Source organism: Sphingobacterium sp. UBA3549 (assembly GCF_002376635.1).
Classification (GTDB): Bacteria; Bacteroidota; Bacteroidia; order Sphingobacteriales; family Sphingobacteriaceae; genus Sphingobacterium.
The window spans coordinates 263083-280327 of sequence record NZ_DFOE01000037.1 but is presented as its reverse complement, the minus strand read 5'-3'; the positions used below and the strand labels follow the sequence as shown (position 1 = coordinate 280327).

At 41.2% G+C, this 17245-nt stretch carries 13 protein-coding genes and 4 tRNA genes; 2 read left to right on the top strand and 15 right to left on the bottom strand.

Features of this window, described 5'->3' with window-relative positions; genetic code table 11:
• Positions 1-15: 15 nt before the first annotated feature.
• From dapB to B2W36_RS19985, 4 genes are all read right to left on the bottom strand, one after another.
• On the bottom strand, positions 16-759 hold the full coding sequence (gene dapB / locus B2W36_RS20000) for a 4-hydroxy-tetrahydrodipicolinate reductase (RefSeq protein ID WP_293889361.1): 744 nt from the start codon (positions 757-759) through the stop codon (positions 16-18).
• Between the two features lie 183 nt (positions 760-942).
• The gene (locus tag B2W36_RS19995) at positions 943-1665 is read right to left on the bottom strand and encodes a DUF5683 domain-containing protein (protein WP_293889360.1); all 723 of its coding nucleotides are present in this window, start codon (positions 1663-1665) and stop codon (positions 943-945) included.
• Between the two features lies 1 nt (position 1666).
• Positions 1667-2602: a ParB/RepB/Spo0J family partition protein gene (locus B2W36_RS19990; protein WP_293889359.1), complete on the bottom strand. Its 936-nt coding sequence runs from the start codon at positions 2600-2602 to the stop codon at positions 1667-1669.
• A gap of 1 nt (position 2603) precedes the next feature.
• Positions 2604-3401 carry a ParA family protein gene (locus tag B2W36_RS19985; protein ID WP_209578516.1) on the bottom strand — a complete coding sequence of 266 codons (798 nt, stop codon included), beginning with the start codon at positions 3399-3401 and terminating at the stop codon, positions 2604-2606.
• 226 nt (positions 3402-3627) lie between these two features.
• Between B2W36_RS19985 and B2W36_RS19980 the strand changes: the two genes are divergently transcribed.
• Positions 3628-4149 carry an NADPH-dependent FMN reductase gene (locus B2W36_RS19980; protein WP_293889358.1) on the top strand — a complete coding sequence of 174 codons (522 nt, stop codon included), beginning with the start codon at positions 3628-3630 and terminating at the stop codon, positions 4147-4149.
• An 80-nt stretch (positions 4150-4229) separates the two neighbouring features.
• Here the strand turns inward: B2W36_RS19980 and B2W36_RS19975 are convergent, their stop codons facing one another.
• Positions 4230-7175 carry a M16 family metallopeptidase gene (locus B2W36_RS19975; RefSeq protein WP_293889357.1) on the bottom strand — a complete coding sequence of 982 codons (2946 nt, stop codon included), beginning with the start codon at positions 7173-7175 and terminating at the stop codon, positions 4230-4232.
• Between the two features lie 259 nt (positions 7176-7434).
• Here B2W36_RS19975 and B2W36_RS19970 point away from each other — a divergent pair, with 259 nt between their 5' ends.
• A complete protein-coding gene (locus B2W36_RS19970) occupies positions 7435-8616 on the top strand; it encodes an acyloxyacyl hydrolase (protein WP_293889356.1) in 1182 nt (393 codons plus the stop codon).
• A gap of 118 nt (positions 8617-8734) precedes the next feature.
• Here the strand turns inward: B2W36_RS19970 and B2W36_RS19965 are convergent.
• The 10 genes from B2W36_RS19965 to B2W36_RS19920 all read right to left on the bottom strand — a co-directional run bounded on the left by B2W36_RS19965 (position 8735) and on the right by B2W36_RS19920 (position 17226).
• Positions 8735-8809, bottom strand: a tRNA-Val gene (locus B2W36_RS19965).
• A gap of 34 nt (positions 8810-8843) precedes the next feature.
• A tRNA-Val gene (locus B2W36_RS19960) sits at positions 8844-8918 on the bottom strand.
• Positions 8919-8927: 9 nt separating this feature from the next.
• Positions 8928-9005, bottom strand: a tRNA-Val gene (locus tag B2W36_RS19955).
• A gap of 9 nt (positions 9006-9014) precedes the next feature.
• Positions 9015-9092 (bottom strand) — tRNA-Val (locus B2W36_RS19950).
• Between the two features lie 130 nt (positions 9093-9222).
• Positions 9223-11292 (bottom strand): putative porin, encoded by a 2070-nt coding sequence (locus tag B2W36_RS19945; RefSeq protein WP_293889355.1) that lies wholly within the window; start codon positions 11290-11292, stop codon positions 9223-9225.
• A 113-nt stretch (positions 11293-11405) separates the two neighbouring features.
• A complete protein-coding gene (locus tag B2W36_RS19940) occupies positions 11406-12221 on the bottom strand; it encodes a purine-nucleoside phosphorylase (protein WP_293884152.1) in 816 nt (271 codons plus the stop codon).
• A gap of 118 nt (positions 12222-12339) precedes the next feature.
• Positions 12340-13830, bottom strand: coding sequence for a sodium:solute symporter (locus B2W36_RS19935; protein WP_293889354.1), 1491 nt, complete (start codon positions 13828-13830; stop codon positions 12340-12342).
• 39 nt (positions 13831-13869) lie between these two features.
• Positions 13870-14682 (bottom strand): N-acetylmuramic acid 6-phosphate etherase, encoded by an 813-nt coding sequence (murQ, locus tag B2W36_RS19930; RefSeq protein WP_209578509.1) that lies wholly within the window; start codon positions 14680-14682, stop codon positions 13870-13872.
• A gap of 22 nt (positions 14683-14704) precedes the next feature.
• Complete coding sequence (locus B2W36_RS19925; RefSeq protein ID WP_293889353.1) at positions 14705-15340, bottom strand: polysaccharide deacetylase family protein; 636 nt, start codon at positions 15338-15340, stop codon at positions 14705-14707.
• A 59-nt stretch (positions 15341-15399) separates the two neighbouring features.
• A complete protein-coding gene (locus B2W36_RS19920) occupies positions 15400-17226 on the bottom strand; it encodes a glycoside hydrolase family 9 protein (RefSeq protein ID WP_293889352.1) in 1827 nt (608 codons plus the stop codon).
• Positions 17227-17245: the final 19 nt, after the last annotated feature.

Here is a 17245-nt window from a genome sequence, read left to right as displayed (position 1 = left end):
AACTACTAATTAGTACTATTTATTAAAATCAAAAATCTCTGTAACTTGATAAAAGCCTTTTTTACCATTTAACCATTCCGCAGCAACAACAGCACCCAAAGCAAAGCCATCACGGCTATGTGCAGTATGCTTAAATTCTATCTGGTCAACCTCCGAACTATAAAGTACCGTATGTGTTCCCGGAACCTCTTCAATGCGATGACTTTCGATCAAAAGTTCTTGGGGCTTTGGAATAATTTCATCTTGCTCGCCAACGACAGTATTCACCCAGTTGGTCTTCACATCACTATTCTCCAATATCCCTTCAGCAATAGTAATTGCCGTACCGCTTGGCGCATCCAGTTTGTGAATATGGTGAATTTCCTCGACTTGAACATCATATTGCTTGTAGGGTTGTAATGCCTTTGCCAACATGCGATTGATATGAAAAAAAACGTTCACACCGATAGAAAAGTTAGACCCATACAAAATCGAACCTCCAAACGCCAGACACTTCGCCTTAACATCTTCCAATTGATCATACCAGCCCGTTGTCCCTACCACAATAGGTACACCTGCTTCCAGACAAAGATTCATATTATCCAATGCTGCAGAAGGCACACTAAAGTCTATCGCGACATCAGCTCCTCTTATATCATCAGCAGTCAGGTTAGGACGATTATGTTCATCCACAACTAAAAAAATTTGATGGCCTCTTTTTAGTGCGTATCTTTCGATAATCTGCCCCATTTTGCCATATCCCAAGAGAATGATGTTCATATATTCAGAAAAAAGTATAGTTTATTTTTAAAATTAAAAAATTTCAATGAAATACCCCTATTTAAAAAACCATAATCCCTGATCTTAGAGACCGTGTAAAACTAATATTACTGAAATTCAAATTATACAATCCGTCATCAACAGTCACTTTCGATCGAAATATGAGGTCGAAGAAATCAGATTTTAATTGAATTTCATGGTCAATTTAAGTCCAACAGTGGGTTTAAACGAATAAGCTCCCGACGCGAGACTGGCATCCATTAGAGTCGGTCCAATTAAGAAAGCAGTCTTTTTAGGCTTATCATCACCAATGCTCCAACGATATTTAAGCATCGAGTCGATATAGGCTTCGGCGACGTTAAGGCCATACACTCCCAAAGTAAGAAGCACCATGAGATCGCGATCTCGCCGCGCATTATCTTTTGCACGAATGATAGACTGCTCGGAAACGTTGAGATAATATGGATCGATTGGCCTTCCAAGAGCCTTGTCTTGCAATACCCCCAACAATTCTTTATAATAGCGGTTATTAAAATCAAAGACAAGCACCGTTGTCAATAGCCCCCCATAAATTGCAGGGACCTTTATCCACCAAACGCCTCCATTTGTATATTGCCCCCATCCAGGAAGAATCAAAGAACGTTTCCAGGCTTGCTTATTTTTTGCTTCAATCGCCAGGCGGGTTGAATCTTTGAACACCACCTTCTCCTTTGCCTTAGCTTCCTCTTTCTCCCGCTTTTTACGTTCTTTCCTAGATTCTTTCTTTACAGTATCCTGTACCGATTTTTGCTTTATGCTATCTATTTTTACAGGTGTCACTTGTTTCTTCGCAATGGAATCCACCTTCTGCCCATGTACTATTGATAGCACAAACATGGCAACGATCAAGCTTATTAACTTGGCCATATTACCAATCTAATAATTCTAGAATGCGACTTAAATCATCCTCCGATTCAAAAGGGATCTCGATAGCACCTTTCCCTTTGGTACTTTTGAGATTCAATTTGACACGCGAAGAAAATTTAGATGCCAGGTCGTCTTCAATTTTCTGCAGTTGAAAAGACATCGGAGCCTTATCCTTTGCAGCCTTTTTCTTACCACCTTTTTGTAGTTCACGAACCAATTCCTCGGCCTTACGAACAGATAAACCTTGATCAATAATCAACTTAAAAATATAAAGCTGCTTATCAACTTCAGGAATATTAATCAATGCGCGAGCATGTCCCATGGTCAATGCTCCATCCCGTATTGCTGCTTGAATGACAGGCGGAAGTTTCAATAAACGAAGATAATTTGTGACAGTAGACCGGTTTTTACTCACACGCTCTCCCAGCTCTTCCTGCTTTAAATTACACTCCTCAATCATGCGCTGAAAACTCAAGGCGACTTCAATCGCATTTAAGTTCTCCCGCTGGATATTCTCAATCAAAGCCATTTCCAGCATCTGCTGGTCGTTGGCTGTACGGATATATGCTGGAATTTCGGTAATGCCAGCCAAACGTGAAGCACGGAGACGACGTTCGCCGGAAATCAATTGATAATTACCATCCGAAATTTTACGTACGGTGATGGGTTGAATTAACCCCTGTAGACGAATAGATTCCGACAGTTCCTGTAAGGCAACCGGGTCAAATTCTGTTCTCGGTTGAAAAGGATTGACAGCTATTTCTTCTACACGGACATGGCTAATACTGCCATTCTCATTCGTTGTTTTTACAGCTGTGGTTGTAACTTGAGGAGCTTCTTCCACTTGCTGATTACTTTTAGCAGGAACTTCTACACTATCGTTTAATAGCGCACCTAAACCTCTTCCCAGTCCTGTTTTACGCTGATGTGCTGCCATATTATGCGGTTACTGTTTTATTCATTTCACTAAGATGCCCGTTTTTCTGTAAGATCTCACGCGCCAAATTCAAATAATTGATTGCCCCTTTACAGGACGCATCATGCATGATAACAGAAATTCCAAAACTTGGAGCTTCGCTCAAACGGGTATTCCGCTGAATAATCGTATCAAAAACTAAATCCGTGAAATGTGTTTTCACTTCCTCGACCACCTGATTAGACAGCCTCAAACGGACATCGTACATGGTTAACAAAATACCTTCAATCTCCAAGCTCGTATTTAAACGATTTTGAACGATCTTAATCGTGTTTAATAATTTACCAAGACCCTCTAAAGCAAAGTATTCGCACTGTACAGGAATGATGACGGAGTCCGAAGCAGACAGTGCATTGATTGTAATTAAGCCCAAAGAAGGCGAACAGTCAATGATAATAAAATCATAATCATGTTTCACCTGATCCAAGATTTTTTTCATCTTGTACTCCCTTTCATGCATATTGATCATCTCAATTTCTGCCCCAACCAAATCGATATGAGCAGGCAAAAGGTCTAGATTTGGCGTTTCTGTCGATTGGATAGCCTCCCGGGGATCCAAATCATTTACCAAACATTCATATACACTTGCGGTGATTGTACGCGGGTCAAAGCCAATCCCAGAAGTAGAGTTTGCTTGAGGATCTGCATCCACTAACAATGTTTTATATTCTAAAACCGCCAAACTAGCCGCCAAATTAATTGACGTTGTGGTTTTTCCGACCCCACCCTTTTGATTTGCGATTGCAATTACTTTTCCCATCTGAATGAAAATCTTTCTTAATTAAAATGTCATTTTATCCCACATGTCACTTTTTTGAAGATCAATTTGCCAAAATCTCTATCCGCAACTCAAATTAACAGAACAAGTTCAGCATATTTCGTACTTTTGACGAAGCAAAAGCACATATCCTCAGGATGCTAAGATACAAAAAATCGAGATATGTATCCACTTTGAAATTGCGCTTTTTATAAGTACCAACAACACAATGATTTTAATAATATCCGGAACAAACCGCCCCAATAGCAAGACGTTAAAAATAGCAAAGTGCTACAAGCAAATACTTGATCGTAAGTCAATTGAAAGTGACATTTTTTCTTTGGAAGATCTACCAGCAAACATTTTAGAGACAGATCTTTATGGCAAAAGAAGCACAGCATTCGAACCTATCCAAGAAAAGGTCAGTAAAGCGGAACTGTTTATCTTCATCGCCCCAGAATACAACGGAAGTATACCCGGAGCACTCAAGCTTTTTATTGACTGCTGCACATTTCCGATCAGCTTTTACCACAAGAAAGTTGCATTGGTCGGACTATCTTCTGGACGCTATGGCAACCTCCGTGGAATCGATCATCTCACTGGGATATGCCACTATTTAAGAATGCATGTACTTCCACTCAAGATTTTTATACCCGGCGTTCAGAATGAATTGAATGATGACGGAGAGTTATTTAAGGAAGATACACTGCACTTCATCAATGAGCAGATTGATGAAATTATCCGATTCTAATAACCCCATACCAAAAGAAGCCTTCAGTATCACTGAAGGCTTCTCTCAGGTGTATAAATGCTACGCTAATAGCGGCTGAGCTAATACCCAAAAATCTCTTTTAGATCCAGCTTCTTAACTTCGCCTAATTTGGCGAGATCAGCTGGCTTAAGACTGTCTTCTTTCGCTACGATACAATAAACATAGGGCTTTTGACTCATTTCCTTTTTATGAAAAGCATGCAGATTGTCATACGTTAATTTCGGTGCTTCTTCGTAGACGACTTTACGAATATCAGTTGTATTTCCCAAGCGTTGTGCTGCCAAATAACTCCCTAAAATAGCAGCATTCAACACACGCTCACTGGCAATTGACTTTTCTAGACTAACTTTCGCGATATCCAGTCCTTTAGCACTTTCAGGCAATACATCCAACAACTCGTTCATGCCTTTAATCGCATCGTTAAACTTATCTGCCTGTGTGCCGACATAAGCTCCTACCGTATACCGATTGCCTTTTTTATACGGTTGGCCATAATAAGCATAAGTGGAATATGCCAACGCCTTTGACTCACGGATAGTCTGAAAAACAATACTTCCCATGCCGCCGCCAAAATAATTATTAAATAACGAAACTGTAGGCGTCAGGGCACTGTCGTAAGCTTCTGAACTTCTATACCAAAACACCTCAGCTTGCTTCATATCAAAATCAGCAAAAAGCACCTGATTATTGGTTGTTGGTAACTCTTCAAACACAACCGCCTTTTTTGCCGCTACGTAGGCTCCGGTACTTTGTTTTAAAGGCTTCGCTTTCGCCACAAATTCCGTAGCCGATAACGGACCAAAATAAAGCATTGTATGCTTCATATTAACCAAATCGTGCAACACCTTCACCAAGTCTTCCGCTTTTAAAGCATCCAATTCAGGATCTGTAAACACATTATTAAATGGATTTTTAGCGCCATATTTTGCATAGGATTTCAAGCCCTCCATGATTGCAGTCTTGCTTTCTTTCGCATTTGCTCTCGCTTTTTTTGCACGGGCAATATACATTTTGAAAGCTTCCTGGTCAGCAACACAATTGCGCAACAAATCTTGGATCAAGTTCAATGTGGCTGTGAAGTTTGAATTTAAACCCGAGATCGACACCATGGTCTCTTCGTTACCGGCAGACACCGAAAAATCAGAAGCTAATTGATAAAAATCTTTGCTAAACTGTTCACTTGACTTATCCTTTGTACCCAAAAATTCAAGATAACCAGCAGCTAAAGCCAATAACTTATTACCCCATTTTCCACCATCAAAACGATAAGACAGGGAAAACAGCTCATTATCTGAGTTCTTTACAGCCAGCACAGGCAGTCCATTTGCAGTAGCTTTCTGAATAGCTTTATCATAATTTACCCATACCGGCTGGATTCTATCCTCCGGCATTGCTTCAACCCGCTTTAGGAAATCAGACTGGTCGTCACGATTGACCGTTACAGGCGTAATCTCTGGTTTAACAACCTTAACCACACTGTTGTCCACCCCCTTACGTTTATAAACGACAACATAATTATTGTCGTTCAGGTATTTGTTTGCAAAGTCCACCACATCTTGCTTGGTAATCTTATTTAACTCATCCGAATACCCCACAACAGATGCCCAATCTTGACCAGAAGTAAAGGCATCCATCAATGATTCAGCGCGGTCGCCATAGCTTTCGTTCTGTTTAATTTCATCTTTCTTTGCATTATTGACAATTGCCGTTATCAGATCATCCGAGAAATCGCCTTTTCTCAATTTCGCCAATTCTTGCAACAGTAGCTGCTTTACCTCTTCCAAGCGCTGTCCCTGACCAGGATTACCTTGTAGTAGCAGCAAGGAATAATCTTTTAATACGTAAGGAAAAGCACCAGCGCCCAACAATTTTTGGTTCTTCACCAAATCCAGATCAATCAGACCCGCAGATCCGTTCGTCAAGATCTGACTCATCAAATTGAGCATGCGGGCATCCTTCGTTGCAGCACCGGGAAAACGGAATCCCATCAGCATAAACTCTGCATCCGGACCTTTGACCTCACGGACAATAGGTGTCAAAATTGGTTTTTCAGCATCAAAAGTGTAGGCAGGAATCTCTTTGGGCTGCATAAAAGCAAAGCTCTCATCCACTTTTTTAACGACCTCAGTAGGATCAAAATCACCCGACATAATAACACCCATATTATTAGGGACATAATACGTATGAAAATACTCCCGAATTGCCTTCAACGACGGATTTTTAAGATGCTCAACAGTCCCAATTGTGGTCTGCTTTCCATAATTATTATCAGGAAAAGCCGCTGAAAACATCGATTCCACTGCCTTACGATTATCTTTATCGAGACTTATATTTTTCTCTTCATAAACAGCTTCAAGCTCGGTATGAAACAAGCGCAATACCGGATTTCTAAACCTTTCCGCCTGCACTGCCAGATATTTATCCAGCACATTGCTAGGAATTTGCTCCTGATAAACAGTCTGTTCAAATGAAGTGAAAGCATTCGTTCCTTCGGCCCCCATCGACGCCATCAATTTATCGTACTCATTGGCTATTGCATATTTAGCAGCCTCTCCAGACACTTGATCAATCTCCTTATAAATTGCTTTCCGTTCGGTTTCGTCTGTTGTACTATTGTATTTCTCATAGAGCGCATCAATCTGGTCCAGCAGCGGCTTTTCTTTGTTCCAGTCTTTCGACCCAAATTGATCTGTTCCTTTGAATAGCATATGCTCCAGATAATGCGCTAAACCAGTATGATCTTTCGGATCTGTTTTACTACCCGCCTTTGTAGCGATGTACGTTTGAATACGGGGTTCCTTTTTGGTGGGACTCAATATTACAGTTAAGCCATTTTTTAACTTATAGAACCGCGAACGAGTAGGATCGTTGGTTACGTACTTGTAGGTATACCCCCCTTCAGATGCTTCTTTCCAATTAAATTTGGCGTGCTGAGCAAACAAAGCACCCCCCGCTGTTGTTAGTACAAACGTAACAGCAGTAATTCTAAATAGGTTTTTAATCATATTTCCTTTTTCTTTTCAGCTCAAACTTAGATAAATTGCTTTTTATATGCAATATAATTAAAGGCATAACCCACAATTATTTATCCATTTGATACCGTGACAAACGAAGGGAACATTTACCCTGTGTCGGATTAAAAAGCTGTAGCTAAAAACGGACAGTTTTGATACCTTTATATCCCATCCGTTTAAATACTTTTGTTACAATAGTATATCATGCTTACTTTTGCAAAAAATTTAAAAAACGCTAACGTTTTATTTCATGACATCAAGAATACTTGCTTTTGTAACCTTGGCACTGCTTTCCTTTCGTACCACAGCCCAGGTTACACCTCGAATAGAAACTTCAACAGACACTTTACAAAGCCTTATCCCAGCCAAGAAAAGACTTATATTTCAACTTGAACATGAAAGCGGCGGCGAACTTAAATTCAATGAACGCTCGAAAGAAACACTAGCTGATTCTTACTATAATGGGTTAAATTTCAGAGTAGGTTTTCAAACCCAGTTTCAAGATTCAATAAAAAGCATCTACAATGAACTGTACAACTATCCGATCTACGGTATCGGTATCTATAGCAGTACCTTTGGACAGGAACATCTGGGCCAGCCTTTTGCTGCATACGGCTTTGTGGCTATCCCCATTCGACCAAAAGTAAATTCGAGATGGAATTTCAATTATCGGATTGCCCTCGGTCTCTCCGGCAGATTCAACCCCTATAACGAAGAAGATAACCCTTTCAATCTCCTTATCGGCAGTAAAAACAACGTTTTTATTGATTTCGGAATTCAGGCCAACTATCGGTTAAACAAACATTTTCAGGTTGGTGCCGGCGCGGCATTTCACCACTTCAGCAATGGAGCACTGGCATTACCCAATACAGGGATAAATCTCGTCCCTTTGAGTTTATCCGTTTCGTATACACCAACAGACAAGCCATTTGACTACAGAAAAACGCATATTCCCCCGATGGAGAAAACCGAAGAACTACATTTCAATTATGCCTTTGGTTTCAAGCAGATCGACCGGGAGCATGATAGCCAATATTTTAAATCGATGTTGGGAGCTTACTATAGCAGACATTTGGGCTACAAATGGCGCCTCGGCGCTGGGATTGATGCATTCTATTCTGCCAGCGGGAATGACGAAAAGGTGGCAGGCGACAAAGCCGGCAAATTTTCAGCCTTATTTTCGTACGGACCAGCGTTCTACATCGACCATGTTTTAAACTCTAGATTGTATATCAACGGAAATGTAGGGGCCTACCTGCATCGCAACAAATTTAATGGCGAGAGCATGCCCGTGTACCTTAGAGTAGGTGTACGCTATAAAGTCTACAAAGATATCTTTGCTGGCGTTTCTATTAAAGCCCATGGAGGTAAAGCCGACTTTATTGAATGGACGACAGGTTACGGCATTAAGCTAGGTAAAAAGAAGAACTAACAATAAAATAACCACAAGAAATGCCCAAAGCAGACTAACTACCTGAAAGGGAATTTCGAAATCTACAGGCAATTCAATGCATAAAAAAAAGCGTTCATGATGAACGCTTTTTTTATTGTGGGGATTACTGGGTTCGAACCAGTGACCCCTACCTTGTCGAGGTAGTGCTCTAAACCAGCTGAGCTAAACCCCCTAACGAAAAAAAAGCACCATTTGATGATGCTTTGTGGAGGCTACAGGATTCGAACCTGTGACCCTCTGCTTGTAAGGCAGATGCTCTGAACCAGCTGAGCTAAGCCTCCGTTTTGGATTGGTGGAGAATACTGGATTCGAACCAGTGACCCTCTGCTTGTAAGGCAGATGCTCTGAACCAGCTGAGCTAATTCTCCGACTTTGTATGGTGGAGGCTACAGGATTCGAACCTGTGACCCTCTGCTTGTAAGGCAGATGCTCTGAACCAGCTGAGCTAAGCCTCCATACTTTTTTAAAGAACGCCGTTCCCTAATTGCGTGTGCAAATATAGCTTAAAAATTCTATTCTCAAAATTATTTTATAAGATTTTATGCCTTAACGATCACAACAAGCTAAGAAACACCGAAATAATTTTTAGTCATAGAACTTCCACGAAATTCCAAACCTAAAGTTGGCGGTATTCATCGGATAGCGCCGAACCGTGTAGTATCCGTGTGGATAGAAGTTCTGGTTTAAAAAATTATAGCTCAAAAACATGTTTACCCGTTGTATGTTTGCTGTAATCCACAAATCCATAATTGGATAAGTCGAAAACTCGATTTGCTTATATGCATTGTAAAATTGCCCTGTACCAACCGAATAATTTGGATTTGCATAAGGTGTATTAAACTTCGCATCCAAACCAATACTGTAATCAATCACTTTATAGAAAAGATTGCTGTAGTACAAACTATGCCAGGTATACAATTCGGGAACCGCCAATACGTCTTGTTGATCTGTCTTTTGATAGACAACCAGGTTGTCTAAAGTAAAATGGTTCAATTTAAATTTTTGTCCGACCGTTACCTTCAATAAATTGGCCTTATCCAATTGGGTCGGAACAATCCATTTGTCATTTTTAGGATCGTCCTGCGGATTGGGCCGCTCTGCAAAATACGTATAATTATTCATCAGGAAATATTCAACCTTACCATGAAAACCAAGCATCGGATTAGCATATTGAAAACCGAGATTCTGAATTTTAGTCTTTTTAAGATCCAAATCATTCCATTTTGCATACGTATAATTTAAATTCTCAAAAACCATCTCAGGGGACTTATTCTGTGAATACGCAGATAGCGTTACCTTTCCGATTTTATCGCCCATAGCGATATCCGCTTTGGCATCATATAAAAAATCTCCAAAATTGTGACCGAATACAATCTGATTCGCCTTCAAACTAAAATCAAGACGGTCGGAAAACTGATAGCCCAATTCGCCCTTTACGATGCCATTTTGATAAAAGCGATCAAACGTGGTGCTATCTGGCAATTTATTAATCGCCTGCGGATAAGCCGCGCGGTTATTATAATAGCGATTGGAATCGAGCTGGTTTTGCTCCACCCAGTTCATATCGTGCTGAAACGCCAGGTTTAATTTTGCCTCATTCTTAAATACCGACTTCCCACGGAGGAAAAAGTTGTATTCAAACTCATTCGAAACATTTGTAATCAGGGTCTTATCATTATTTAATGCCAAGGCTTTGTTGTTGTAGGGCAACACTGCATTCTGATCATCCGTATTCTTGAAGAAGTTATAGGTTTGTCTTCTAATACGCGTATTGTGCGCCATACTATTGGTAGGCCGAATCTCCATGGTGGGCTTACCTTTATCGATGGTATCCAATCGCCCCACGTAAAGCGACTGTCTTAGAAAAAATGATTTATCCCACCATCTGGATCGTGGAATCACATTCTTGTCAGAATTGCTAAATTTAGGGTTAAAACGATTTGGAGCCTGTCTGTTTTCAGGCGCAAACGGGCGATCTTCGGTAATAGAGCCATTTTCCATGGCATCCAACCGGTTAAATACCGCATTGATCAACAGGTTATACCGATTATTTTTTGATTCGTACCACGAGGCAATTGAAGCCTTTAAGTCGGAGTAATTCTGATTCAGGTAATAACCATCCGTTTTAGTCGAATGGAAATCCACATTCATATTCCATTGGGAATTGATATTTTGCGCTACCCGAGCCCTAAAAACCTGATCATTAAAGAAAAACCCCACCGCTGACAACTCAGAGTATCTGGCCCGTGCCCTAAAATATTGAACCGAATCAGGATTTAGTAAATAACGCTCCAATGCGGTAAAACCAGACTGAAATCCAATGTTTTTTTTAGGCTGAAACAGCAGGTCGCGCGTAGCCAGACCATAAGAACCGAGATTTACACTGGGATTCCAAGGTAAATTCTGTGGATTATAATATTGATAATTATGATGTGACGTATCAATCTGCCGTGTATAAGTGCCTTTTTTTAGCATATCCAATGTTGCATATCGGATATACTTTGCCGATAGGATAACAGAATCCTTCTTTCCATCCTCCTTGGCTCTCGCCGAATCCAATGCACTGCTCCAATCCTCTTTGCTCTGCGCAATGACATCCACGGAATAAATAAATAAAACACACCATGCGGCAAGTATGCGTACGATCAACTTCATCTAAAATTATATAAAAACCAAAAAAGCTAAATTCACCTGAATGAACCAATTACCCTTCACCCTACACAAATCCGACAACCTTCTCCCTCACCGGTGTTACATGAAGATGCAATTTATTGCAAAGCTATTAATTCTTTCAAAATTAATGTCATTTTAGGTTCCGCTTTCTCCGCAACCGCAACAATTTCCCGCAGGGATACAGGTTTAAGCTGTTCATGAAAGCCTTCATCCGTAACAACTGAAATGGCAAATACCGGCAGCCCCATATGATTGGCAACAATAACTTCCGGAACAGTACTCATACCGACCACATCCCCACCGATCAAACGCATATAGCGATACTCCGCTTTGGTTTCCAAATTGGGGCCCGCAGAAGAAACATAAACAACTTTTCGTGCAGTAATCGTATGTTGGCTCGCAATTTCAAGAGCCTGCGCGATCATCTCTTGGTTATACGGCTCACTCATATCCGGAAATCGTGGGCCAAACTCAGCCAGATTTTGTCCGCGAAGTGGATTGTCGGGCAATAAGTTGATGTGGTCTTCAATAATGCCGAGGTCACCCTTTTTTACCGCAGGGTTTAGCGATCCGGCAGCATTTGAAACAAACAATTTTTTTATCCCCAACACCTTCATAATACGGATCGGAAATGTAATCTGCTGCATATCGTAACCTTCATAGTAATGTAGCCTTCCTTGCATGGCGACCACATTACGGCCACTCAGCTTGCCAAAAATAAGCTTACCAGAATGAAATTCAACAGTTGAAATAGGGAAATTAGGAATATTGGAATACATCAGCTGATACTCGACTTCAATCTCATCAACCAATTTACCTAAACCGGTACCTAGGATGATACCGAACTCTGGAGTAAAATCTCCAATTTTTCTACGGATAAATTCCGTAGTCTCATTTATGCTATGATACATACGTACAGAAAAACTAAGTATATCAAACTTAACTTAATTTTTCTGTACGTACAAATCAAATCAATACTTGTATTTACATCTTCTCACCAATGGCGAAACTTTTTATAGCCAAAATGTATTAGTTGTGGGACAACGCGCTTTCGCTAGCTTTACCCGGCGTACTGATCAAAAGCATCACAAATGTAATAAAGCCATTTATGATAATTAGGTCCAATCCGATAACATAAGGTGTATACACCTCGATAATATAGGTCTTAAGCAAAAATAATATAGTTGGCGAAAGGATACAGATGTAAGGTACAGCCTTATCCCGCACCGCATATTTTGTAAAAATCCCAAAAACAAATAAGCCCAATAAAGGTCCATAGGTATAGCTCGCCGCGGTAAAAATTGCATTGACGACCGAATCGTCATTGATGAGCTTAAAGACCAGAATAACCAATAACATCACAATAGAAAAGCCAAAATGCACATAGTTACGCTGTTTGATCAAAGCTGGATCATTGGGGTTTTCCTTTTTATTGAAGTTCAAAAAGTCTACACAGAAAGAAGTCGTTAAGGCCGTTAGCGCACTATCCGTCGTTGCAAAAGTAGCAGCTGTCAAACCCATCATAAAAATAATGGCAGGAACGATGGTCAAATGGTTCAATGCAATTTCCGGATACAAATAATCACGCGTGGCCAACTGGGTGACATCAATACCGTTTTTAGCCGCATAGATATACAACAGAGCGCCTACAGCCAAAAAGAAAATATTAATGACCACAAAAACGCTTGTAAAAGTGATCATATTCTTTTGCGCCTCTTTAATGGTCCCCATCGATAAGTTCTTCTGCATCAAATCCTGATCGAGCCCTGTCATCGCAATGGTCACAAAAATTCCTCCCAAGAATTGTTTCCAAAAATTTGCTTTACTGCTCACAAAATCATCCCAGAAAAAGATCTTGGAGTAGCTACTTTCTTTCACGGCCTCAAAAGTATCCACAATACCAAAATCCAATCCTTTTGCCATAAAATAAATGGAAAGAATGACAGCAGTCACTAAGAAGGTAGTCTGTAGGGTATCTGTTACGATAATCGTTTTTAAACCGCCCTTATTGGTATACATCCAGATTAACACCAAACATATAACGACCGTAATCGCGAAAGGCACATTCCAGGCATCAAAAATAAAATGCTGTAATACAATGGCGACCAAATATAGACGAAATGCGGAACCTATCGTTCGGGAAACCAAAAAAATAGCGGCACCAGTTTTATAAGTGGTGTGCCCAAAACGCTCTTCCAAATAGGTATAGATAGAGGTCAGATTCATTCGGTAATAGAGCGGAAGCAATACGTAGGCAATAATGACAAACCCCACTGCATTGCCAAGAACGAATTGGAAATAGCTGAATTCCGAAGCACCGACGGCACCGGGAACTGAAATAAAAGTTACGCCGGAGAGTGCGGTACCGATCATCCCAAAGGCGACCATATACCATTTAGAATTACGGTTTGCAACAAAAAAAGTAGAGTTATCAGAAGCTCCCTTTGAGGTAAAGTGTGCAACTGCGAGCAAAACCACAAAATAGATTATTATAAAAGATAATAATATTACTGGTGACATAGTTTGTTTTTAAAATAGGTGATTAGTAGTTGGTTATAGTCAATGCGCAGCCTGATAGGATTCTATCGCCTGTCTCACATTCCCGAACTGCTCAAGCAAAGCAGCAGCTTCATCCTCGGGCGCCCCTGTTTGATCCATAATAATACGCACACCACGACCCACCAGCTTATGGTTTGACAATTGCATATCGACCATCTTATTCCCTTTGACCCTACCCAATTGGATCATCACGGCGGTGCTGAACATATTTAATACCAGCTTCTGTGCTGTACCCGATTTCATGCGGGTAGATCCAGTGACGAATTCTGGTCCCACAATTACTTCAACAGGATATTGCGCTATCTCCGCAATCGGAGAGCCACCATTGCAGACGATACATCCTGTCACAAGTCCTTTTTCATTTGCGGTTTTCAATCCACCAATCACATAAGGAGTCGTACCAGAAGCCGCAATACCCACCACAACATCGTTCTCATCGATATCATAGGCTTCCATATCCTTCCAGGCCTGCTCCAGATCATCTTCTGCAAATTCAACCGCTTTCCGAATTGCGGTATCGCCACCGGCGATCAAGCCGATGATCCATTCAAATGGCACACCGTAAGTTGGAGGTAATTCAGATGCATCTAACACGCCTAGACGGCCACTCGTACCAGCGCCGATATAAAAAGTTCGACCACCAGCCTTCATTTTCTCCACAGTGACCTTAACCAATGCTTCAATCTGAGGGATAGCCTGCTCTACAGCAAGTGGCACAGATTTATCCTCATTATTGATATTAGTCAATAATTCATGCACAGACATCTTGTCCAAATCCTGATAATTCGAATCTTTCTCCGTTGTATTTACCATTATTAGTATGTATTGTATTTCTTTATTTCAATAAATCGGGCACATCTACAAATTGATACCCTTTTCCCTTTAATATGCGAATGATATCATCCAAATGATGATACAGTTTATCTTTACGCCGGTCATCCGTTCCCATATGAATCAACAGCATAAACCCGTTAAGCCCAAATCGTGCCTCGTAGGACCACAGATTGTCGAGAATCACTTCCGATGACAAATAACGACCCCCCATTTCAGGATACGTATAATCGGCCGCTGTCCGTATTCCGGGTGTATAATTAACCGAAGATAGCCCCAACGCTTTTGCCCAATTGACCGTTTCAGTCGTATACCATTCATACGAAGGAATATAATAGGACAGATTTCGGCTATTAATACCTGCACTTTGCAATGCATTCAGATTAGCCTTCACATCAGTCACAAAAGAGTCGCGTGTAACCAATAACACACTTCTACTTCCCCAGTCGCTCACCAAAAGATGCTTATCCGAATGCCCCGAGACATAGTGATCATCCCTTAACATCCGACGCACATACGGTTTAAAGGTCGGATTTCTGAGGTAATCACCTGTCAGGAAAAATGAACCTTTTACATGATGACGTTTTAAGGCATCCAACACTGCTGCAGTACCTTCCGACAAATCATGACCAGTAAACATCAGCGCCACCTTTTGTGTTGTCGAGTCGCCCCGGACAATAGCACCAAAAATATCCTGGGTTACTTTTTTCCAATAGGCTCCTCCATGGCCTTACCCTCTTTTGAAGCAAGCAAATAAATCAGAGCAGCAGTTCCATCCATGGTCGGCTCATTGGTACTATAGTCCCCGTAATCATCGTGATAGACGGCCAAATCACTTTGAAACTCCGCATAACGATCGGGATTATTCAGCTTGATACCGATCAAATTGCGATAAGTTGATGCCATAATAGGGCCATCAACCAAACCTCCGTCGATCGGGTGCTTTCCCAGAAACGTGAATGCCGAATGCGGATCCACAGGTGTATCGCCCCAAGATGGAAGACCATAAACCATGCTTGTTCCCCAGGGATTTGTCCCAAACAACCAGTCAAAATTAGCCTGAGCGAGCTCATCAAATTGTGCATCTCCTGTCAGTTCCTTGTACCACAAACATTGGATAGCAAAAGAGACAGTCAAATTATTGCTACACCAGATAAAGGGAACTCCCCGATAAAAGGCATTTAACTCTGCTCTGCGATTAACTTCCTCAATCCCTTGCTTATAGTAAGAGACAATCTCCTCGCGATCTTGCCCTTTTAATCCTTTTGCCAGTTCATAATGTCCAAGGTTGATAAACGGATACCACTGATAGTGAGCGGCAGTATCGGTTATTATCCAAGGTGTCACCTTTTCCTGTCTGGCATATTGTAAACCCTCTTGGGCAAATTTCTTTTTCTTTGTCGCTGAAAACCCCATTGCAGCAGCCAACTGCATATCATCCACCCAATTGTCCTCTGCATAAATATAGGGCGATTTCACAGAAACCGTCTGTGTCACGCCGGGCTTAATATTGGCATAGGCATAGGCGGACGCTGATTTCTTCGACAGCAGTCTGGCATACTTCCGATCTTCCTTAGCAAACAACGTCGCCCCGAGGCGAAAAGCACTGCTAAATTTACCCGCAGTGGAGCTTGTCCCCGTCGTATTATTCATAAACTTACCGCGTTGCTGCGGCTCACCATCGATAAAATACACCGGCCTTTCAAATCCACGTCCATAATACGGATCTTCCTTGGGCATCCGCATACTGGCGTGATCCCGGTCGTCTCCAATCTGATTGTACATTTCGTTAGCCTTGGGATGCATCTTCAATAACCAATCTAACCCCCATTTTGCTTCATCCAGGACATCTGCCCGGCCATTTTTACCATCAAGCCCATTCGCCAGCTTCAGATCACCAAACACTCTTGGAAAATCACGATAGGCAGCAAGCAAGTGAAATGTTGCATTTGCCGAAGTTGTCGCATATTGCAAGTAATCAGAAGCATCGTGCCAACCACCACCAGCATCGATATGCGAACTATCTTGAATTCCCACTTTTTCTGCGTAAAGCGTAAAACCATCGTGTGTATGGCAACTATCCTGCAGAAAGGGATTGAACAATGTCCGTTGTTGACGCATATATCGCAACACAAAATCTGCGGCCCCTCTATAGACGTCCTGTGCAATTCGGAATGTTGCTGATTTTACATCGTCAGCTTTAACAAAGAAGCGTCCTGTATCTTGTACGGCAGAAAAATCAAAACGAAAACTTTGAATAAAAGGACCGTAGGCCCCATAATCTTTTCCAACAGGATGCACATACACGGTTTTACCTGTTTTTGCGTTTTTAATCTCAAAAGAACGAAGCTGCCTGATTGACTTTCCACCCCATACTGCAACCTTCTTACTTGCCGGAGTATAGCCCAATTGGTTTATTCTAATCCAAGCATTTTGCTGTGCTTTCGCAAAGTTACAAACAAAACATGCAAAAACAAGCATAAAAGCTTGACGTAAATTTAAGAAGTTTAGACATTTTTTTATCATATCAAGGCATTTATTTTCA

Coding starts and splice junctions, on each gene's coding strand:
- dapB (WP_293889361.1), bottom strand. CDS start 759: ATGAACATCATTCTCTTGGGATATGGCAAAATGGGGCAGATTATCGAA.
- B2W36_RS19995 (WP_293889360.1), bottom strand. CDS start 1,665: ATGGCCAAGTTAATAAGCTTGATCGTTGCCATGTTTGTGCTATCAATA.
- B2W36_RS19990 (WP_293889359.1), bottom strand. CDS start 2,602: ATGGCAGCACATCAGCGTAAAACAGGACTGGGAAGAGGTTTAGGTGCG.
- B2W36_RS19985 (WP_209578516.1), bottom strand. CDS start 3,401: ATGGGAAAAGTAATTGCAATCGCAAATCAAAAGGGTGGGGTCGGAAAA.
- B2W36_RS19980 (WP_293889358.1), top strand. CDS start 3,628: ATGATTTTAATAATATCCGGAACAAACCGCCCCAATAGCAAGACGTTA.
- B2W36_RS19975 (WP_293889357.1), bottom strand. CDS start 7,175: ATGATTAAAAACCTATTTAGAATTACTGCTGTTACGTTTGTACTAACA.
- B2W36_RS19970 (WP_293889356.1), top strand. CDS start 7,435: ATGACATCAAGAATACTTGCTTTTGTAACCTTGGCACTGCTTTCCTTT.
- B2W36_RS19945 (WP_293889355.1), bottom strand. CDS start 11,292: ATGAAGTTGATCGTACGCATACTTGCCGCATGGTGTGTTTTATTTATT.
- B2W36_RS19940 (WP_293884152.1), bottom strand. CDS start 12,221: ATGTATCATAGCATAAATGAGACTACGGAATTTATCCGTAGAAAAATT.
- B2W36_RS19935 (WP_293889354.1), bottom strand. CDS start 13,830: ATGTCACCAGTAATATTATTATCTTTTATAATAATCTATTTTGTGGTT.
- murQ (WP_209578509.1), bottom strand. CDS start 14,682: ATGGTAAATACAACGGAGAAAGATTCGAATTATCAGGATTTGGACAAG.
- B2W36_RS19925 (WP_293889353.1), bottom strand. CDS start 15,340: ATGTTTACTGGTCATGATTTGTCGGAAGGTACTGCAGCAGTGTTGGAT.
- B2W36_RS19920 (WP_293889352.1), bottom strand. CDS start 17,226: ATGATAAAAAAATGTCTAAACTTCTTAAATTTACGTCAAGCTTTTATG.